Annotated in this window: 8 protein-coding genes and 1 pseudogene; 1 reads left to right on the forward strand and 8 read right to left on the reverse strand. The window is 67.3% G+C overall.

The window, feature by feature from the left end:
- Nucleotides 1–86: 86 nt before the first annotated feature.
- The 7 genes and pseudogenes from ACCQ07_RS17275 to xerD all read right to left on the reverse strand — a co-directional run bounded on the left by ACCQ07_RS17275 (nt 87) and on the right by xerD (nt 20,130).
- A complete protein-coding gene (locus ACCQ07_RS17275; protein WP_372363491.1) occupies nt 87–7,160 on the reverse strand; it encodes an ESPR-type extended signal peptide-containing protein in 7,074 nt (2,357 codons plus the stop codon).
- Nucleotides 7,161–7,698: 538 nt separating this feature from the next.
- Complete coding sequence (locus ACCQ07_RS17280) at nt 7,699–9,582, reverse strand: S8 family peptidase (RefSeq protein ID WP_033478556.1); 1,884 nt, start codon at nt 9,580–9,582, stop codon at nt 7,699–7,701.
- Nucleotides 9,583–9,684: 102 nt separating this feature from the next.
- Complete coding sequence (locus ACCQ07_RS17285; protein WP_218507099.1) at nt 9,685–12,882, reverse strand: YadA-like family protein; 3,198 nt, start codon at nt 12,880–12,882, stop codon at nt 9,685–9,687.
- A gap of 647 nt (nt 12,883–13,529) precedes the next feature.
- Nucleotides 13,530–17,576, reverse strand: coding sequence for a phosphoribosylformylglycinamidine synthase (gene purL / locus ACCQ07_RS17290; RefSeq protein ID WP_372363493.1), 4,047 nt, complete (start codon nt 17,574–17,576; stop codon nt 13,530–13,532).
- 304 nt (nt 17,577–17,880) lie between these two features.
- Complete coding sequence (locus ACCQ07_RS17295) at nt 17,881–18,678, reverse strand: DsbC family protein (RefSeq protein ID WP_008571787.1); 798 nt, start codon at nt 18,676–18,678, stop codon at nt 17,881–17,883.
- Between the two features lie 226 nt (nt 18,679–18,904).
- Nucleotides 18,905–19,140, reverse strand: a pseudogene (locus ACCQ07_RS17300) (hypothetical protein); the annotation flags it as partial.
- Between the two features lie 18 nt (nt 19,141–19,158).
- A complete protein-coding gene (gene xerD / locus ACCQ07_RS17305; protein WP_041470163.1) occupies nt 19,159–20,130 on the reverse strand; it encodes a site-specific tyrosine recombinase XerD in 972 nt (323 codons plus the stop codon).
- A gap of 355 nt (nt 20,131–20,485) precedes the next feature.
- Between xerD and ACCQ07_RS17310 the strand changes: the two genes are divergently transcribed.
- On the forward strand, nt 20,486–20,953 hold the full coding sequence (locus ACCQ07_RS17310; RefSeq protein ID WP_057680831.1) for an RDD family protein: 468 nt from the start codon (nt 20,486–20,488) through the stop codon (nt 20,951–20,953).
- A gap of 110 nt (nt 20,954–21,063) precedes the next feature.
- Here ACCQ07_RS17310 and ACCQ07_RS17315 read toward each other — a convergent pair whose 3' ends face one another.
- Nucleotides 21,064–21,363 carry a hypothetical protein gene (locus ACCQ07_RS17315; RefSeq protein ID WP_014091062.1) on the reverse strand — a complete coding sequence of 100 codons (300 nt, stop codon included), beginning with the start codon at nt 21,361–21,363 and terminating at the stop codon, nt 21,064–21,066.
- Nucleotide 21,364: the final 1 nt, after the last annotated feature.

Raw genomic sequence — 21,364 nt, forward strand, 5'->3', positions numbered from 1 at the left:
GCCCAGCCACGGTCCTTGCCCGCCCCCTCAGGCCTTGCAGATCGCGACGGCGCACCTGGCGCCGCCGCGCTTGATGCGAGAACGCCTTACCAGCCGAAACCGGCACCCACGCCGATCGAGCTGTCGTCGCCGCTGAGTGCGCCGCCCACGGTGAGGGTGGCGCGCGGGCTGATCGCACGCTGGTAGCCCACCGACAACGCCGACTCGCCGTTCTGGAAACCGACACCGGCACCGATGCGGTTCTGCGAGGCGATACCGGCCACGCTGGCGGACATGTTCAACATCGCCGAGCTCATCGCGCCCTGGCGATCCAAGCGACGGTTCTGCCGGCGCAGGCGGTCTTCGATATCGCCCTGGTAGCTTTCGAAGCTGTCGGCCATCGCGTTGTAGCGGCTGTCGGTGTAGCTGTTGGCGGCGGCAACGCCGCTGTCCAACTGGCCCTTGTTGACCGCATCGGTGGCACGCGTACCGGCCGCCACATTGGCCACCTGACGCTCGCCGCCCACGCTGCCCACCGACACCGTGTTGGCACGGTCGGCAACCGAGCCCTGGCCCAGTGCGACGGCGCCTTGTGCCGTGGCACGGGCGCCCTGGCCGATCGCCGTGCCCGACGCGGCCGTCACCTGCGCGCCTTCGCCCATCGCCACGGCATTGGTCGCCACCGCCGCGATCTGCGTATTGGCACCCACCGCCGTACTGCCGTCGGCATTGACGCGGGCATTGCTGCCGATGGCGGTGTCGTTGGGACCATGCGCATACGCGCTGCCGCCAATTGCAGTACCGGTGACGTGGTTGGCCACTGCTGCCGTACCGACTGCCGTGGACGTGGCCGCCGGCGTGATGCTGCCGTCCATTGCGGCGGTGGGCGTGCCCTGCACCGCGGCCGTTGCATTGCCCGCAGTGCTGGCGACATTGCTGGACATATCGCTGACCGCAGTCGCCGCCACTGCCGGTACCGTTGCGGTGCGCAGCGATGCGGTGCGTGCGGCGGTGCTGGTCGGCGTGCTGCCACTGCGTGCATCCAGCTCGCTGACCTTGCTGTCCAACGCCGTCAATGCCGCACCGACATTGTTGTAGCTGGCCCCCTGAATCACGTAGGTCGGCGCAACAAATACGCCTTGCGCACCGATCGCCGCACCGCCGCCGAGGAAGCTGGCCGCATTGCTCAACGACTGGAACAACTGGCCGCCATTGATCGCATCGGTGCTGGCACTGGCAATCGTGCCCGCACCCACATTGACGATACGGCGCGTGGCCGGGCCGCCGCGGCCGTCGCCGCTGCCCACCGACACCGTATTGGCATCGTAGGTGCGCGAGCCCGAGCCCAATGCCACCGAATCGGCACCGCTGGCGCCAGCGTTGGCACCCAGTGCCACGGCATTGCTGCCGCTTTCGCGCACGAAGGAGTTGTAGCCCAGCGCAACGCCGTTTTCGCCGATGGAATTGGTCTGCCGGCCCATCGCGGTGCTGTTCACGCCGCTGGCGCTGCTATCCACACCCATTGCGCTGGCACCGGTGGCCGAGGCACGGCTGCCGGAGGCAACCGCCACGCTGCGTGCGCCACTGGCGGTGGCGCCGGCACCTGCCGCCGTGGCGCGATCGCCAGTGGCCGAGGCCACGCCGTCGCCGGTGGTCTTGAGCATGCCGCTGGTGGTCTGCACATCGGCCGCCAGCGCATCCAGTTGCCCCTTGTTGACCGCGTCGGTGGCCGCCTGGCCGGCGCTGACGTTGACGATGCGGCGCGTGGCCGGACCACCGCGGCCATTGCCGCTACCGATCGACACCGTGTCGGCTTCGTAGGTGCGCGAGCCAGACCCCAGTGCCACCGAATCGGCACCGGTCGCACCCGCATTGGCACCCAGTGCCACGCCGTTGACCGCGCTTTGGCGCACGAACGAGTTGTAGCCCACCGAGACTGCATTTTCGCCGATGGCATTCACCTGACGACCGACGCCGGTGCTGTTGATGCCGGTCGCCGACGCATCCACGCCAACCGCACTGGCGCCGACCGCATCGGCGCGGCTGCCGCCGCCCAATGCCAGGGTGTTGTCTGCAAGCGCCGCCGCGCTCTGGCCCAAGGCGCTGGCATTGACGCCGTCGGCATAGGAATTCCAGCCGATGGCGGTGGTGTAGTCCGCGGTGGCCCAGGCACCGGCACCGAATGCCGCTGCGCCCGTGCCGGAGGCACGTGCCGGGATGAACCCGAAGAACGTGCTGCCGCCCACGGCCACGCTCTCGTCGCCGGTGGCTTCGCTGAATTCGCCGACGGCGACCGCGCTGGCACCGGAGGCCAACGCAACGGCGCCGACGGCGGTGCTGTAATCGCTCGACGCGACCGCGCCATAGCCCAGTGCCGACGACAGGCGGCCGGTCGATTCGCTGTAACCGCCGAAGGCGGCGCTACCGACATTGGATGCGGTACTGCGGAAACCCGCAGCGATGGCCTGATTGTCGGACGCCACCGCTTCGCTGCCCAGCGCTGTGGTGTAGGTCGAAATCGCCTGCGCGCCTGCACCATTTGCCGTGGCGCCGATATCGCTGGCCAACGCGTTGCTGCCGACCGCGCTGCTGTTTTCGCCCAGCGCCTGGGCATTGCTGCCCAGCGCTGCCGCGCCGGTGCCGCCAGCCAATGCGCCTACGCCCACGGCCGTGGCGTTCTCCACCACGGCCTGCGCGCCCGCACCCAATGCGGTGGTGCCGGTACCGGTGGCATTGGCACCCTCGCCTGCCGCCAGCGCGTTATCGCCCTCGACGTAGGCACCTGCATCGCTATCGGCGCTGCCGCTGGCCTGGAAGTATTTGCTCGTGGCTGCGCCGGCTTCGGCAACGGCGTTGAGCTGGTCCAGATTCACCGCGTCGGTGCCCTGCGTGCCGGCCGCCACGTTGGTGATCTGACGCTCGTTGCCGGCACTGCCCACCGACACCGCGAAGTCGCGATCGGCCACCGAATCGGCGCCGAGCGCCACGCTGCTTTCGCCGGTTGACTCGGCAAAATTACCCAGCGCCGTGCTGTTGAGACCCGGCGCCCACGCCGCGCCACCGACGGCAGTGGAGTAATCGCCGGAGGCTTCGGTCGGCAACAGACCGAGCAAGGCGCCGCCGACCGACACGCTGTGGTAGCCGCTGGCCACACTGCCCTGGCCGGCGGCAACACTGTAGGCACCCGTGGCGGCCGCATCGCCGCCCACGGCGACGGTATTGGAGCCGCTGGCAGTGCTGAAATTACCCAGCGCGGTGCTGTTGAAACCGCTGGCGCTGGAATACCCGCCCAAGGCGGTGGAGTAGTTGGACGTCGCCTCGGCACCGAAGCCGAATGCCGCCGCGCTGGTGCCGTTGGCAACGCTCTCCGCGCCGACGGCAGTGGCCGATTCGCCGCTGGCGCTGGCGAAATAGCCCATCGCGGTGGATTCGCTGCCCTGCGCTTCGCTCAATGCACCGACCGCCAGCGCGCCATCGCCATACGCACCGGCGGCGGCGCCGAGTGCGGTGCTCTGCGCACCGGCCGCTTCGCTTTCGCCACCCACGGCCACGGCATAGTCGCCGCTGGCCTGGCTGAAGGCGCCATTGGACACGCTGCCAAAGCCGCTGGCCGCTGCGTTGTAACCGGCCGCATTGGCGTATTGCGCAGTGGCGCTGGCGCCGCTGCCGATGGCCACCGCACCGATGGCGGTGGCCTGGCTGCTGGACCCGAACGCACTGCTGTAATCGCCGTCGGCCGTGGCATTGGAGCCGGCGGCGGTCGCGTCTTCGCCCTGCGCATCGGCGGTGCCGGTGCCGGTGCCGGCGTACAGGCGCGCGGTGTTTTCAGCGGCGCCAGCCACGGCGTTGAGCTGATCCAGGTTCACCGCATCGGTGCCCTCGGTGCCGGCCGCAACATTGGCAATCTGCCGCTCGCTGCCGACTGTGCCAACCGACACCGTGTTGGCGCGATCGGCGAGCGAACCTGCACCCAGCGCAACGCTGTTGTCGGCAGGTGTATACGCACCGCTGCCGAGACTAATGCTCTGCTCGCCCGAAGCATTGGATTGCCAGCCCAGCGCGACACTCTCGGTACCAAGCGCAAAGGACTGGCTGCCAAGCGAAGTGGTGCTTGTCCCCACCGCGTTTGCGTAAGTGCCCAAGGCGGTTGACGAATAGTTGTTCGCCCGCGCACTCGCGCCCAGCGCTGTACTGTAGTAACCATCGGCCAAACTTTCGGTACCGATTGCGGTGCTGTTAAAACCCCGCGCAACACTGGCGGAGCCCAGCGCTGACGATGCGACACCGCTGCTGATACTTGCCTGGCCGATCGCCGTTGCATCACGCTCATTGGCGACACTGAAACCGCCGATGGCCGTACTGGAATCCCCCGACGCCATGCTGACGATACCCAGCGCGGTAGCGTTGTTAGCAACAGCACTGCTGTTGTTCCCCACTGCCGTGGCAGAAGAGGCACTGGCGCTGGCGTAGTTACCAATGGCCGTGCTCATCTCACCGGCTTGGCTGCGCGCGCCGAGCGCAATGCCCTGGTCGCCTTCAGCCTGCGCTTCCCAACCCAGCGCAATGCTCTCATCGCCGGTCGCCCTGGATTGGCCGCCGAGCGAAATGGCACGCGGACCATATGCATTTGCGTAGGTGCCCACCGCAATCGAGCCGGTATCGGCCGCAGCCGCATTCGCGCCCACTGCCGTGCTGTTGTCGCCGTAGGCGAGACTTTCGGTACCGATGGCGGTGCCACCGTCACCCCACGCCACACTGGCAAAACCCAGCGCGGTCGATGCAGTCCCATTGCCGATGGTTTCGTAGCCGATCGCCGTTGCACCGCGCCCATTGGCGATGCTGGTGCCGCCCACGGCGGTGCTGAAATATCCCGATGCGTTGCTGTCGCCGCCGAGTGCGGTGGCGTAGTCATCGCCGGCACTGCTGTTGAAACCGACTGCAGTGGCATTGGCGATGCTGGCGTTGGCATTGCTGCCGACGGCCGTGGTGCCCAGCGCAGCGGCCTGACTGCTCGCACCGAGCGCAATGCTGTCATCGCCCGACGCGTTGCTGGCGCCGCCCAGCGCAACGGTGCGCTCGCCGAAGGCGCTGCTGTTTGCGCCGATCGCCGTGGATGCAGTGCCGCCGGCCGCGGCATTGGCGCCGAAAGCAGCGCTGTCGGCACCGAAGGCCACGCTTGCACCACCCACGGCGGTACTGGTGTCGCCGAATGCCACGCTACCCACACCCAGTGCCGTGGCGTCCGCGCCATTGGCGATGCTCTCGTAACCCAGCGCCGTCGCGCCGCTGGCGGTGGCCTGGCTCGCGCCGCCCACTGCGGTGCTGGCATCGCCCGAGGCGCTGCTGTTGCCGCCAAGCGCCGTGGTGTTCTGCGCCACCGCAGTGCTGTTGAAGCCGACTGCCGTGGCGTTGTCGGTGGTGGCATTGGCGCCACTGCCAACGGCAGTTGCACCCTGCGCAGATGCCGCACTGCTGGAACCCAGCGCGGTGCTGTAGTCGCTGTCGGCCAATGCGTTGGAACCGGCAGCGACGCTGTCGGTGCCTTGTGCGATCGCAACGCCATCGCCGGTTGCGACGAAGGAGCGCGCAGTGGTGGACGCCACATCGGACACCGCAGTGAGCTGATCGAGATTCACCGCATCAGTGCCCTCGGTACCTGCCGCCACATGGGTGATCTGGCGCTCTGCGCCATCAGCACCCACCGACACGGTATTGGCGCGCGTGGCGACCGAGTTGGCGCCCAACGCCACCGAATTGGCGCCGCGGGCAGTGCTGTAATAGCCCAGCGCCGTGCTCAGTTCGCCGCTGGCCCACGATTCCGGACCCACGGCAGTTGCGCCTTCGCCCGGTGCATACGCGAAGTAGCCCACGGCGGTGGCTTCGGTGCCGGAGGCTTCGCTGAGCGTGCCCACTGCCGTGGTGTAGGCGCCTGATGCGATCGCACCGGCGCCGAGCGCGGTGGAGGCTTCGCCGCTGGCCTGGGTCTGCACGAAGAAGCCCAGACCCGGGATGTAATCGACCGGACCACCGACCGCGGTGCTGCTGGTGCCGCTGGCGCTGGTCTGCGTGCCCACGGCGGTGGCGTAATCGCCTGCCGCATTGGCCACCGCACCGAACGCGGAAGACTGCGTACCGGCCGCATAGGCACCGACGCCGAACGACGAGGCGGCGAAACCATCGGCATTGGCGCTGGCGCCGACTGCGGTTCCGCCGACGCCGGCACTGGTGGCGCCGGTGGTAACCGGCACGCCGCCGTTGGTGACCAACGGCTCGCCGTCTTCGTCCACGGCAGCGCCGCCCACCGCCACGCTCGCCGGACCATTGGCCTGTGCGTTGTGACCGAATGCTGCGCTGTTCTGCCCGGAGGCCAGCGCGTTTGCGCCCACCGCAGTGGCGTTGTTGGCTACCGCATTGGCACCGGTTCCCAGTGCCGTGGTCGCCGTGCCGACGGCATTGGCGCCGTCGCCGGCAGCCAGGGCGCTGTCGCCGTCGACATACGCGCCCACGCTGTCTTCGCCCGGAGAGGCCTTGAAGAACAGCGCGGTGTCTTCGGCCACATCGGCCACGTCGCGCAATTGCGCCACGTTGACCGCATCGGTGGCATTGACGCCGGCAGTGACGTTGGTGATGCGGCGCGTGGCCGGGCCACCGCGGCCATTGCCGCTGCCCACCGACACCACGTCGTCTTCGTGGGTGCGCGAGCCTGCGCCCAGCGCCACCGAATTTGCGCCGGTCACGCCGGCATTGGCGCCGAGCGCCACGCCGTTTTCGCCGCTCTGGCGCACGAAACTGTTGTAACCGATGGCCACGGCGTTTTCGCCGATCGCATTGGTCTGGCGACCGATCGCGCTGCTATTGACGCCACTGGCGCTGCTGTCGGCGCCGGTGGCCACGGCACCGGTGGCGTTGGCATGGCTATTGGCGCCGATGGCGGTGGCCTTGCTGGCCGGCGCCGCGGCGCCGCGGCCCACTTCGACCGATTGCGCATTGGCAGGAAGCGGCGTGGCCAATCCGGCGCCACCCAGCGCAAGGGCGATGGCGGCGGCCAGTGCCAGGCTCTGGCGACGATCGATGAATGCGGCTGAGGCCACCGCTCCGGGGCTGTCGCCGCTGGCCAATTCCGAGGCTACGGCCCACACGCCAAGCGATTTGTTCCAGACCTTGCGATAAATCCGATTCATCGACGCACGACTCCTGAGTTGTTGGACTGGTTTTTGTGGCGAACACCCGGCGGCAGAAGGCGTTCCAGCCTGCAGTGACCGCAGTGATTCGCGCCATGGGCCTTGCGGCGGAGCGGCTCGCGCCTGCTTCCTGGATAGTCAAAAAGTGAACGCTACCCAACCATAGAACTGAGCGGAGTGTTAACAGCCGTCATTTCGGGCGTCAAGTTTTTGACAGAAAGCGAAGAGAAGTGCGCGATTGATCACACTTCGGCTTGCTTTTATTAGATTTTTGATAAATCTTTGGAAAACAGCGACCTAGATCATGTCCTTCGAGACATTTCAGGGCTGAATAGGCGGAACTGGAAAAGACAAAAAAACCCGCTGGCAGGACGCCAGCGGGCTTGGTTGCGCAAAATGCAGGGGTGGCCGGTCAGATCTGCGGCCAACATGCCCCACAGCCAGCATGCGCGGTCGATCGGCGCGCGAGGTGGCCGTGTTTCAGGCGTTCACCGCCAAGGAAATGACGATTTCGCCGAACCGATGGCGACGTGTCGGATCATTGGCGCGCCAGCAGGCTCACCGCGTCGAAACCGCTGCCTTCCAGCTTGAGGATGTAGGTGCCGGCACGCGGCGCAGTGAAGCGCACCGTCTGGCTGGTGCCGCGACGCGTGGACGCGCCGTCGTTGTCGGTGGCGGTGGGCTCGCGCCCGAATGCCACGTACAACCCCGCCTGGCCGCTGCCACCGAAGCTGATGAAACTCAGCACCGCACCCGCCTGCGCTTGGAACGTGAACACCCCCGCATCGCCCGACAGATTGGAGATGCCGCTTTGGACCACGCCATTACGCAGAGGCTGCGCATCCACCTGACACCCCACATCGCCCCTATCGCAGCGACGTAACGCGCGCGCAACTGCGGCTCCGGCATCCACGATGCCGGCCCCGGCCGGCGTTGCCACCGGAATCGACACCGGGAATGCGCGCGCAGTGCGCTTGAGCAGGCTCTCCATTGCGGCCGGCGACAACGGCGGTTTGCCGTCGGCGATCAATGCGCTCTGCACCAATGCGGCGGTGCCGGCCACATGCGGCGACGCCATCGAGGTGCCGGCGTAACGCGTGCCGCCATAGGTGAACTGCCCGGAGGTTGGTGTGGTTTTGCCGGTGTAGAGGGTTTGCCAAACAAAACTGCGGACCGGGCCATCGTTGGTGATGAAGGACATCGAGCTGCCGCCCGGGCCGGCCAGGTCGATCTGACGGCCGAAATTGCTGTAATCGGCAAGCGCACCGGTTGCGCGTGTGGCGGCAACGGCAATCACATTGGCGCAGTTGGCGGGAGTCGTCGTCGATACATCGGCCGTTGAATTACCCGCCGCCACCACCACGGTGGTGCCGCGCGCCACTGCGCCATCGATCGCGGCCTGCATTGCCGAACCGCATGCGCCGCCACCGCCCAGGCTCAGGTTGATCACTTCGGCCGGATCGCGGTTGTCCGGTACGCCATCGACGTGACCGCCGGACGCCCAGACGATGGCATCGGAGATGTCGGAGAGTCGCCCGCCGCAGTGCCCGAGCACGCGCACCGGCAGCACTTTCGCCCTGTAGGCGACGCCTGCCCCGCCAATGCCGTTGTTGGTGGCTTCGGCAACCGTGCCGGCCACGTGCGTGCCGTGCCAGCTGCTGTCGCTGGCCACCGAGAACAGCCCGCAGTCGCCGTCTTCGGCGATCCAATCGCCGAGGTCCAGTGCGCCGGGCACACGCTCGGCCGTGGCGCGACGCGAGAAGAACGGGTCGGTGATGAAGTCGTAGCCGGTGAGCAGATTGCCGGCCAGGTCCGGATGATCGGGCAGGACGCCGGTATCCAGTACCGCCACCACCACGCCTTCGCCCTGCGTTGTTTTCCAGGCTTGGGCGACGTCGATGCCACCCACCGGGTCGATGAGATGCCATTGATTGGTTTGCAGCAGCGGATCGTTCGGCAATGCGCCGCTGGTTTGCAGCGGATACATGCGCAGATCTACCTGCGCCGATTCGACCGCCGGGTCTGCGCTCAATTCCTGCACAAGCCGGTCGGCATCGGCACGACTGAGCTGGGCGGGCAATTTGATCAGTTCGCCGCCCGCGGCAAGCGTGCGCAGATAGGTTGGCGCTGCGGTGGCACTGGTGCGTGCGGCAGGCGCAAGACGGACGGATGCGCGCGAGGCGGCCGCACTGACTGCCGCCGAGGCACTGCGGCCGATATCGCGCGCGGTACCGACTTGCCCGCTGCGGTAGCGGACGATGATTCTGTCAACCGGCGCATTGGCCATGGCCTGTTGGCGTTGGGCACTGGCTGCTGCCGCATCGGCGTTGGCATCGGCGTTGGCGGCCAACGCTGTACTGCACGACGCCGCCAGGACACAGCAGGCAAGCACAAGGACCTGCGTAGAAGAACTCTGGATCACGATGGGATTCCTTCGAGGTGAGTGCGAAAGGGCATGACGAAGAAAGCGCGCCGCCCGGCAACGGGCGGCGGGAATGCATGCGACCGCGTGGCCGTGCTGCGGCTACCAGCCGAAACCGGCGCCCAGCCCAACCGATCGGTCATCGCCGCTGAGTGCGCCGCCCACGGTGAGGGTGGCGCGCGGGCTGATCGCACGCTGGTAGCCCACCGACAACGCCGACTCGCCGTTCTGGAAACCGACACCGGCACCGATGCGGTTCTGCGAGGCGATACCGGCCACGCTGGCGGACATGTTCAACATCGCCGAGCTCATCGCGCCCTGGCGATCCAGGCGACGGTTCTGCCGGCGCAGGCGGTCTTCGATATCGCCCTGGTAGCTTTCGAAGCTGTCGGCCATCGCGTTGTAGCGGCTGTCGGTGTAGCTGTTGGCGGCGGCAACGCCGCTGTCCAACTGGCCCTTGTTGACCGCATCGGTGGCACGCGTACCGGCCGCCACATTGGCCACCTGACGCTCGCCGCCCACGCTGCCCACCGACACCGTGTTGGCACGGTCGGCAACCGAGCCCTGGCCCAGTGCGACGGCGCCTTGTGCCGTGGCACGGGCGCCCTGGCCGATCGCCGTGCCCGACGCGGCCGTCACCTGCGCGCCTTCGCCCATCGCCACGGCATTGGTCGCCACCGCCGCGATCTGCGTATTGGCACCCACCGCCGTACTGCCGTCGGCATTGACGCGGGCATTGCTGCCGATGGCGGTGTCGTTGGGGCCATGCGCATACGCGCTGCCGCCAATGGCCGTGCCGGTGACGTGGTTGGCCACTGCTGCCGTGCCCACTGCCGTGGACGTGGCCGCCGGCGTGATGCTGCCGTCCACGGCAGCGGTGGGCGTGCCCTGCACCGCCGTGCTTGCGGAAAGCCCAGTTGCAGTGGCCGTCGCTGCAGACGACAAGGCACTGTCGGCTGTGGCGTCGGTTGCCAGCGCTGCCGGCTGCACGCCATCGGCTGTTGCGTCGACCGCTGCAGTGCGCGCCGTTGCCAGGCGTGCGACAGATGCACGTGAGGCAGCTGTTGCCGCGCCGCCTCGGGCATCCAGCTCGCTGACCTTGCTGTCCAACGCCGTCAGTGCCGCACCGACGTTGTTGTAGCTGGCCCCCTGGATCACGTAGGTCGGCGCAACAAATACGCCTTGCGCACCGATCGCCGCACCGCCGCCGAGGAAGCTGGCCGCATTGCTCAACGACTGGAACAACTGGCCGCCATTGATTGCATCGGTGCTGGCACTGGCAATCGTGCCCGCACCCACATTGACGATACGGCGCGTGGCCGGGCCGCCGCGGCCATTGCCGCTGCCCACCGACACCGTATTGGCATCGTAGGTGCGCGAGCCCGAGCCCAGAGCCACCGAATCGGCACCGCTGGCGCCAGCATTCGCGCCCAGTGCCACGGCATTGCTGCCGCTTTCGCGGACGAAGGAGTTGTAGCCCAGCGCAACGCCGTTTTCGCCGACGGAATTGGTCTGCCGGCCCATCGCGGTGCTGTTCACGCCGCTGGCGCTGCTGTCCGCCCCTATCGCGCTGGCGCCGGTGGCCGCGGCACGGCTGCCGGAGGCAATCGCTACGCTGCGCTCGCCGGCAGCAACCGCACGGCTACCCAACGCAGCACTGCCCTGGCCAACGCTGGAGGCATTGAAGCCCACCGCGGTGGCAGATGCGCCAAGCGCGCTGCTTGCGCCACCCAGTGCCATGGCGCCCTGTCCCTGCGCAGATGCCGCCGCTGCGTCCGTGGTGGCCGGCGTCACTGCCAGATAGCCATCAATGCGTGACGTGGCGGCGCGCACCGTATCGAGCTGGGCCACATTCACCGCATCGGTGGCTTCGGTACCGGCTGCAACGCTGGTGATCTGGCGCGTCAAGCCGGCTTGCACATCGCCGACCGACACCGTATTGCTGCGAAACGCATAGGAGTGCGCACCCAGCGCAACCGCGCTGGATGCCGAACGATTCCAGGCATCGTCGACCCAGGATCCCACCTTCGCGCCGTAACCGATCGCCACGGCATCCACGCCGTTGGCCTGCGCGTCCGCACCAATGACGGTGCTGTCGCCATTGAACTGCGAGGTCATCGCACGCGCGCCTAACGCCACGCTATTTTCGTTGTAAGCGGTGCTGCCATGTCCGATCGAGATGCCGCCATCGCCGGACGCCAGGGCAAAGCCGCCCAATGACACGGTGCGTGGTGCGAACGACCCGGCGCTGTGCCCGATCGCTACCGCATCGGTATTGCCGGGCGCATTCGGAAACACGTTGGAATCGTAGCCAATGGCAATCGCATAATCGGATTGGCTTTGCGCACCCGAGCCCAGCGCAATGCCGCCAAGACCGGTCGCTGCGGTAATCGAGCCGAAGTTGCTGACGCCGCCCACGACAACGCTCTGTGCTCCGCTGGCCAATGCGGTGTCGCCAACTGCGACGCTACTGGCACCGTCGCTTCGCGCCCTGTAACCGAATGCGGTCGAGGTGTCTGCGCTGGCGCGCGAGGAATAACCGCCGGCAGTGGAAAGAAAGCCACTGGCGCTGGAAAGCCCGCCCACGGCGGTGGCACCGTCGCTGGAAGTCTGTGCGCGATACCCCAGCGCCGTGCTCTGCACGCCACTGGCGCTGGCGCCGCTGCCGATGGCGCTGGCATACGGCGTGCCCGCTACCGCACCACCGCCCACAGCCGTGGCGCCCACACCTGAGGCCTGCGTGGCCTGTTCGCGTTGGCCGATGACGAAGCCGTTGGCATCGTAATCAAACACGGTCGTCACGCCGCCAACCGCAATCGCCGATTCTCCCGCGGCCGCAGCGTTATGACCGATCGCGGTCGCGTCGCGGTCCAAGGCCAGGCTTCCACCGCCCAATGCCATGGTTCCATCGCCTAGCGCATTGCTCGCATTGCCCAATGCCAGCGCATCCTCGCCGTCCGCGAATGCCGGGATCTGCGCATCGGCGGCGGATATTGCTGCCACTTGCGTGGCGCTGTCGTTGGCTCCTGCAGTAGCGACCTGAGCCACCGTGCCCGCCTCGCCCGGGCACTGTCGCCTGCCATCGATCACCTGGCACTGCGTGGTCGCTGCCGCCGGCGTGGTCGTGGCGCAGGCCGCCCCGGCCATGCCGAACAACACGATCACCATTGCCGTGGCCAGCACTCCGCCGGCATGGTCGCGCGGCAGTCTCCCCTGCGTATTTCCCACCGTGCGAGCACGCGTCACCGTTTGGTCGTGAGCACAAGACGCGCGACCAGCCTCCAGATAAATTCGCTTCATTAACGCCTAACTCCCCATTTTGGTCTGGTGTGTAAAAAACCGACCACCGCACGAACAGATCGCACGGTCCCCCTGAGGTTTTATATTCGCGCGCACTTGCTTCAGCGATGGAGTTTTCCACCGCGAAAGATTCAACACAGTAAATAAGAAGATGCGGAGATCGAAAGATCGATAACGCCGGATGAATTTATTGAAAAAACCAACTTTCAAATGCGATTGCCGTCACACATAGCACGCAATCAGTCATGCGAAATAAATAACTAATACTTTTGTTAGTTATTTCAAAATGACCAGGTGCCGATTAATTATTTAGTCCCATCTTCGCTGCCACCACAAAAATAGTCTCGAAACAATTCCGAGGCGCATGTGGGTAATCGCGCGACCATCGTCATCGAGCCGCTCCATCGCCTGATTCGAGCGCGCCACACGCGCCACCGGTCGCGTGTGCCCGATGCTGGCGAGGCCGGCAACCACGCATGGGTTTGCAATGGGCACCGCGCAATGGAGTGGTAGCGGCAGCGCGCGACGAGCCTGCAACCGATTCCAATTGCAGATTCAGCGCGCCTGCCAAAACGACAACGGCCGTGTGCATCGCTGCACACGGCCGTCGGATCATGCGTCAGCGGCTGCCGATCAGCCGCACGCCATCAACCGCACCACACCCGCGCGTTGCGGAACATCCGCAGCCACGGCGAGTCGTCGCCCCAGTCGGCCGGGTGCCAGCTGAGGTTTGCGCTGCGTGGCGTACGCTCCGGGTGCGGCATCAGGATGGTGACGCGGCCGTCGCTGCTGGTCAGCCCGGTGATGCCGTCCGGGGAACCGTTCGGATTGAGCGGGTACTGCGAGGCCACCGCACCATCGCCATCGATGTAACGCAGCGCCACGCGTGCAGCGGCCTGGTCCACGGCGCTATCGAACGCTGCGCGGCCTTCGCCGTGCGCCACCGCCACCGGAATCCGCGAGCCCGCCATGCCGCGCAGGAAGATCGACGGCGACTCCACCACTTCCAGCAGCGCGGTGCGCGCCTCGAACTGCTCGCTGCGATTGCGCAAAAAGCGCGGCCAATGCTCGGCACCGGGAATGATGTCCTTGAGCTGGCTGAGCATCTGGCACCCGTTGCACACACCCAGCGCGAACGTATCGCTGCGTGCAAAGAACGCGGCGAACGCATCGCGCAACGCCGAGCGTTCCAGGATGGATGTCGCCCAGCCGCGGCCGGCGCCCAGCACGTCGCCGTAGCTGAAACCGCCGCACGCCGCAAAGCCCACGAACTCGCCCAGGTTCACGCGGCCCTCGATCAGGTCGCTCATGTGCACGTCGTAGGGACGGAAACCGGCGCGCTCGAAGTTGTAGGCCATCTCGATCTGCCCGTTGACGCCCTGCTCGCGCAGGATCGCCACCTTGGGCCGCGTACCGGTAGCCACGAACGGCGCCGCCACATCGTCGGAAGGGTCGAACACCAGCTTCGGACGCAGGCCTGGCGCCTTGAAATCGCGTGCCAGCGCGCGCTCCTCATCGGCGCTGTCCGGGTTGTCGCGCAGCTTCTGCATCGCATGGGTCACCGACCACCAGGCGTCGAACAACTCTTCCCAGCGCCACTCGGCCAGCACGCGGCCCTGCCCGCTCACGCGGATGCGCGGCGCGCCGGTGGGGCGTGCGATGCGCTGCGCGCACTCGGTCAGCGCATGCCGCTCGACCAGATCGGCGAACGCGGCGCGGTCCTCGCTGGCGATCTGCACCACCGCACCCAGTTCTTCGTTGAACAGGCTGCGGAACGCATCGTCGCCCCACGCATCCAGCGTGATATCCAGGCCCTGCCGCGACGCAAACGCCATCTCGCACAACGCAGCAAACGCACCGCCATCGCTGCGATCGTGATACGCCAGCAACAGCCCGGCCTCGCGCGCGTCGCGGATCAACTCGAAGAAACTGCGCAGACGCTGTGCATCGTCCAGATCCGGCGCCTCGCCGCCGAACGCCGGCAGCGCGCTGTCGTCGGCATACACCTGCGCCAGCACCGACCCGCCCAGCCGCTGCTTGCCGCCCCCCAGCCCGATCAACCACAGCTCGCTGTCTTCCCCGCTGCGCAGCAACGGGGTCAGCTGCGTGCGCACATCGGTCACCGGCGCGAACGCACTGATGATCAACGAGACCGGCGAAACGCTTTTGTGAGAGACGGGATTGGAGATTGGAGATTGGGGATTCGCAACAGCGGCGGATTCCGGTGTGTTGCCAATCCCGAATGCCGAATCACCAATCCCGGCTTCAGCCCACTGCGCCTGCATCGACAGCGAATCCTTGCCCACCGGAATGCTCAGCTCCAGCGCCGGGCACAACTCCATGCCGATGGCGCGCACCGCGTCGTACAGCAACGCGTCTTCGCCGCTGTGGCCGGCGGCGGCCATCCAGTTCGCCGAGAGCTTGATGCTGTCCAGCCGCTGCACCGGTGCCGCGCACAGGTTGGTGATGGCTTCGCCCACGGCCATGCGCGCGGATGCGGCGGCATTCAACAGCGCCAGCGGGGTGCGTTCGCCGATCGACATCGCTTCGCCTTCGAAGGTCTCGAAGCCGGCCAGCGTGATCGCGCAATCGGCCAGCGGCAGCTGCCACGGGCCGATCATCTGCTCGCGTGCGGTCAGCCCGCCCACGCTGCGGTCGCCGATGGTGACCAGAAAGCTCTTGGACGCCACGGTGGGATGCGCCAGCACACGCAAACCGGCCTGCTGCAGGTCCAACGACGCGGTCTGCAGCACCGGCCACCTGGGAGCGGCCGGATGCGCGGCATCGCGATGCATCTTCGGCGCCTTGCCGAAGAGCACGTCCATGGGCAGATCGATTGGAAGCTGGGATTGGGGATTCGGGATTCGGGATTGGTTAGAAGCGGCATCGGTTGCCGGCAATGCGCCGTTGCGAATCCCGAATCCCGACTCCCCAATCCCGTTATCCAGGACGCCATACCCCACCACCAGCCGCTCCTCTTCCGTGGCCACACCGACGGCGGCAAACGGGCAGCGTTCGCGGGCGCAGATAGCGGCGAACTCTTCCAGGCGCGCCTGCGGCACGCCGAGCACGTAGCGTTCCTGCGATTCGTTGCACCACAGTTCCAGCGGCGACAGCGACGGGTCGTCGGTGAGCACGCGGCCCAGGTCGATGATGCCGCCCACCCCCGAATCGTGCAGCAGCTCGGGAATGGCGTTGGACAAACCACCTGCGCCCACGTCGTGGAACCAGCGGATCGGGTTATCCACGCCCAGCGCCACGCAGCGGTCGATGACCTCCTGGCAGCGGCGTTCCATCTCCGGGTTTTCGCGTTGCACACTGGCAAAATCCAGCGCCTCGGCGCTGTCGCCGGCCGCCACCGAACTGGCCGCACCGCCGCCCAGGCCGATCAGCATCGCCGGGCCGCCGAGCACGATCACCGCATCGCCCGGCTGCAGGCGCAGCTTTTCCACCTGGTTGCGATCGATCGCGCCCAGGCCACCGGCCAGCATGATCGGCTTGTCGTAGGCGCGGGTCAGGCCCTGGCCTTCGGCCAGCTCGAAGCTGCGGAAATAGCCGAGCAGGTTCGGGCGACCGAATTCGTTGTTGAACGCGGCGCCGCCCAGCGGGCCGTCGAGCATGATGTCCAGCGCCGGCGCCATGCGCGGGTTCAGCGCGCGCGGCGCTTCCCACGGCTGCGGCAGGGTCGGAATGCGCAGGTGCGAGACCGAAAACCCGGTCAGCCCGGCCTTGGGCTTGCCGCCACGCCCGGTGGCGCCTTCGTCGCGAATTTCGCCGCCGGCACCGGTGGCCGCGCCGGGGAACGGTGCGATCGCGGTCGGGTGGTTATGCGTTTCCACCTTGATCGCAAACGCCGACGGCAGCACCGCTTCGCTGCGGTATTGGCCGGTGGCCGGATCCGGGCGATAGCGCGCGGCCGGCACGCCTTCCACCACCGCCGCGTTGTCGCTATAGGCCGACAAGGTGTGCTGCGGGGTCTGCTGATGGGTGTGCTTGATCATCCGGAACAGCGAGCGCTCCTGCGGCTTGCCGTCGATGGTCCAGCTGGCATTGAAGATCTTGTGCCGGCAATGCTCGGAGTTGGCCTGGGCGAACATCATCAGTTCGACGTCGGCCGGGTCGCGGCCCAGCGCGCCGAAACGTTCGCGCAGGTAGTCGATCTCGTCCTGCGCCAGCGCCAGGCCCAGGTCGCGGTTGGCCTGCTCCAGCCCATCCAGCGGCACGCGCTGCAACTGGCCCGGGTCGGGCACGTTGAACAGCGCTTCGGCGGCAGCGGCCGACCCGAGCAGCGATTGCGTCATCGGGTCGTGCAGCAGTTTGGCCACGGCGGCCTGGGCGGCTGCGTCGTCCGGCCAGCCGGCCAGGTCGATGCGGGTGCCGCGCTCCACGCGCTGGATCGGCTGCCCGGCCCCGCGCACCAGCTCGGTGGCCTTGCTCGACCACGGCGACAAGGTGCCCAGGCGCGGCACCACGTAGCGCGAGGAGGCATCGGCATCGCGCGCGGCGGGCGCGGCGTTGGCCTGCAGGATCCGCTGCAAGGTGGCCTGGTCGGGCGACTGCCCGGCCTCGGCACGGATGAAGTACACGTGCCAGGCGCCAGTGAGACGCAGCGCGGGAACGAGGGTTTGCAGGCGGGTTTCGAGCCGAGCGCGGCGGAACGGCGAAAGGGCGGAAGCGCCCTCGAGGACCATCATGTCCGGGGAACCGTGTCAGAAACGGGGCTGCAGATTGTAACGGAGCTGATGGATCGACGCCGGACCGGGCGTGCGATGGCCGGGAATCGGGAATCGGGAATGGGGAATCGTCGGGCGGGAGCGTTGTCGCCGCTTCCGTGCCAGCGAGTTGCGCCGGCCAGCATGAAGGAGGCGGCCAGATGGCGGCTACCCCTCAGAAACGGCAAAGGCCCGGATGCAGTCGCACCTGGGCCCTTGTCGTTGCGCAAACGACCACCGCAACGTCGCCATCGGCGACGCCACGATGATCAGAGCCGAGACGGCCTCAGCGGCTGCCGCCTGCCGTGCTCACGGCACGCTTTTCCAGCGCCTCACGCAACTGCGCTGGCGGCAGGTAGCCACCGAGCTGGGTGCCGTCGGGCGCGAAGATCGCCGGCGTTCCGTTGACGCCCAGGCGCTGGCCAAGGTTGTATTCCATCGACACCGGGTTCTTGCAGTCCTTGGAGGCGACCGGCTGACCCGACTTGGCAGCGGTGAGCGCCTGCTTGCGATCGGCAGCGCACCACACCGCAATCATTTCCTTATGGTCCTGGCTGCCCAGGCCCATGCGCGGGAACGCGAGGTATTCCACCGCGATGCCCTGCTTGTTGAGCTCGCCGATCTCGCTATGCAACTTGCGGCAGTAGCCGCATTCCACATCGGTGAAGACGGTGACGGTGTACTTCGGGTTGGCCGGCGCGAACACGATGCGGTCGGCCTTGGGCACGGTGTCAAGCTGCTTGCGGCGGTAGGCCAGCAAGCCCGGGCTGGCGGCGAACTGCTTGTTCTGGATGTCGAACGGCTGCGCCTGGATCAGGTAACGGCCGTCGTCGCTGACGTATAGCACCTGCCCGCCGACGACCACTTCGCGGAAGCCGGGGAACGGCGCAGCACCGATGTAATCGGGCTTGAAATCCGGGTCCAGCGCCTTGAGCGCCGTGCTCACGCGCTGGTCCACCGTGCCGGTGGCGGCGGGCGCGGCGGCGGGCTTGGCGCCGGCAGTGCTTGCCGCAGGCTGCGAGGATTGTGCGCAGGCGGTAAGGCTGATCGCGCCCAGCAGCGCGGCGATGGCAAGACGATACATTCACGCATCCAGATGGAATGAGGTGCCCAGATTCTCGCACAGCGCAGATGAAGCCTGGCCGCGGCCGCGACAGATTGTGAACGCTACAGGCACCCCGTTGCTGCACCTGCTGGACAGACGCAATACGGAGCGTGGCCTGCCGGGTCTGGCGGCGGGCTGGGCACTTTCGCCGTCGCAAGGCGCCTTGAAGGTGCCCGTAAGCGTCGTCCCCCGCTCTGATTGTTTCCTGGAGTGCACCGCCGCGTGACGTCCGGCGCTGAGCGTCAGCTCGAGGTATGACAACCAGGAGGTCACGCCAGCCGATGCCAGCCTGACCAGCAACGCCGCCGGAGCCGCCGAGCGTGTCTGGCGAGCCACCCAGCAACGTCGGCTGGCGATGTTGGTGCGGCCGCCAGCGCGGCGATGACCTGTTGGCAGTTCTGCCGCAACCGCGACAGGTGCGTCGCCGGCACGCATGCGCATGGCAGGGCGCTGGGCCGACTAACCGCGCGGATGATGGCTGGCGTGCAGTTTCTGCAGATGCTGGCGCGCCACCAGCGTGTAGATCTGGGTGGTCGACAACGAGCTGTGGCCCAGCAGCATCTGCAACGCGCGCAGGTCGGCGCCATGGTTGAGCAGATGGGTGGCAAAGCTGTGGCGCAGCCCGTGCGGGCTGACCGTGTCCGGGTCGATACCCGCGACCGCCGCATAGCGTTTGACCAACGCCCAGAACTGCTGTCGGCTGAGCGGCCGGCGCGCGGCGTCGATGAACAATGGCACCTGCCCGTCCACCGCCGCCACCGGCTTGTTCGCGGCCAGCAGCGGGCGCGCCTCGCGCAGGTAACGCTCCAGCCAATGCTGGGACTCCTCGCCCAGCGGCACCAGCCGGTCCTTGCTGCCCTTGCCGGTCACCCGCAGCACGCCCTGGCGCAGGTTCACCCCCACTGCCGGCAGGTTGACCAGCTCGCTCACACGCAGGCCCGCGGCGTACATCAACTCCAGCATGGCGCGATCGCGCAGGCCTGCCGGGGTGTCAACGTCCGGCGCGGCCAGCAATGCCTCGATCTGACTTTCGGTCAAGGCCTTGGGCAGCGAGCGTGGCAGTTGCGGCGGATCGATCAGGGCGGTGGGGTCGTCGCTGCGCACGCCATCGCGCAGGCACAGCCCGTAGAACGCACGCAAGGTCGACAACAGCCGCGCCGTGCTGCGCGGGGAATAATTGGCCTGGGTACGCCAGCGCAGATAGTCGAACAGGGCGGCACGGTCGATGCCGAGCAAGCCGCCATGTGCGCCGTCGCGCCAACGCGCCAGCCCTTCCAGGTCGCGCCGATAACTCTCCAGGGTCTGCCGCGCCACGCCTTGCTCGGCCCAGAACCGGTCGAGAAACCGTTCGATCACGCTGGCATCGGCCGCCTGCACCGGTGGCAGCTGGCGGGCAAGTTGGCGGCGTTCGGCGGGGCTGCTGGCAGACATCGCCACAGCATAAAACGCGGCGCGCGTTTTGAGCGCCAATGCGCGTGGGTTGCCGGTAGGTGTGTTGCCTGCGCGCGCGGGGCGGTAGATGTGCGCGTCATTGTTCTGCCTGATCAGCACGCGTCGGCCGCAGGCGCAAAGGCGACCCGGATCGCGACGCCAGCGCCGCCATGGCCGGTAGGTCCCGGCATGGGCATACGCCCGATTGAACACGCCGCGTCTGCGCACCAGCCGTCGCGCCAGGATGCGATTGATCGCCGTTCGATGCGTGGCGTGCGTCAGCGCGTGCAGGCACCAGAGCGCGGCTACTGCAGCGCGGCGTTGCGCCGTGCTTGGCGACCGTTATGCTCGCGCCATGACCTCGATCCCTTCGCCTCGCGTTGCGCGCCCCCCTGCCCTGGTGGGCTGGCGGCTGCTGGCGTTGTGCTACGACGCCTGGCCGGTGCTGGCGCTGTCGATGCTGATCTCCACCGTGTTCACGCTGGGCTTTACGCTCGCCGGGCACCCCGCGCGCGAAAACATCGCGCCTTTCAGCGGCTGGCAATGGCTGTTGTGGCTGTGCTGCTGGATCGCCGCAGGTATCTACGCCACCGTGAGTTGGCGGCGCGGCGGGCAGACGCTGGGCATGCGCCCCTGGCGGCTGCGCTTGATCGACCCACAGGTGTCATGGCGTGCGCTGTGGATCCGCTATGCCGTCGGCACCTTGTCGCTGGCGCTGGGCGGGCTGGGGTTCTGGTGGGCGTGGCTGGATCGCGACCGGCTGACCTGGCACGACCGTGCGAGTCACACACGGCTGGAACGGATTGCCAGGCCATTGAAGTAATCAGGTCGGCAGTCCATCACCCGCATATCCAGGCTCCGGCATGTTCCATGCATGCGACTTCTACCTGGAGTGGGACGGGGCCGGCGGCAGTGACCAAGCCAGGCTGCGGCTTATTTGGCGCCCAAGAAGACGCGCGCAATCAGCCACTGAAACGCATGCCCAACTGCATACAGCACTGCCAGAAATGGCGGAACCAACAACGCATAACTTGTCGCCCAAGGCATGTTGGTCAACCAGGCATCCGCGTGGAGAGCATCCAGTGCGATCAGCTGAGGCGTCAACGGCAGTTGCAGCAGAACGAAGTGGCCCTTGGGATCGCCCTGAGCGCTGAGCGCTCCCCACACGCAAAAAGCAGCCGCCGCCAGATACAGCAGGCAGAGCGCCACACCCAACACGCTTACCCGCCGCATG

The sequence above is a fragment of the Xanthomonas sp. NCPPB 3583 genome (genome assembly GCF_041475715.2).
In the GTDB taxonomy this organism is placed as follows: Bacteria; Pseudomonadota; Gammaproteobacteria; order Xanthomonadales; family Xanthomonadaceae; genus Xanthomonas; species Xanthomonas euvesicatoria.

Coding starts and splice junctions, on each gene's coding strand:
- ACCQ07_RS17275 (WP_372363491.1), bottom strand. CDS start 7,160: ATGAATCGGATTTATCGCAAGGTCTGGAACAAATCGCTTGGCGTGTGG.
- ACCQ07_RS17285 (WP_218507099.1), bottom strand. CDS start 12,882: ATGAAGCGAATTTATCTGGAGGCTGGTCGCGCGTCTTGTGCTCACGAC.
- purL (WP_372363493.1), bottom strand. CDS start 17,576: ATGATGGTCCTCGAGGGCGCTTCCGCCCTTTCGCCGTTCCGCCGCGCT.
- ACCQ07_RS17295 (WP_008571787.1), bottom strand. CDS start 18,678: ATGTATCGTCTTGCCATCGCCGCGCTGCTGGGCGCGATCAGCCTTACC.
- xerD (WP_041470163.1), bottom strand. CDS start 20,130: ATGTCTGCCAGCAGCCCCGCCGAACGCCGCCAACTTGCCCGCCAGCTG.
- ACCQ07_RS17310 (WP_057680831.1), top strand. CDS start 20,486: ATGACCTCGATCCCTTCGCCTCGCGTTGCGCGCCCCCCTGCCCTGGTG.
- ACCQ07_RS17315 (WP_014091062.1), bottom strand. CDS start 21,363: ATGCGGCGGGTAAGCGTGTTGGGTGTGGCGCTCTGCCTGCTGTATCTG.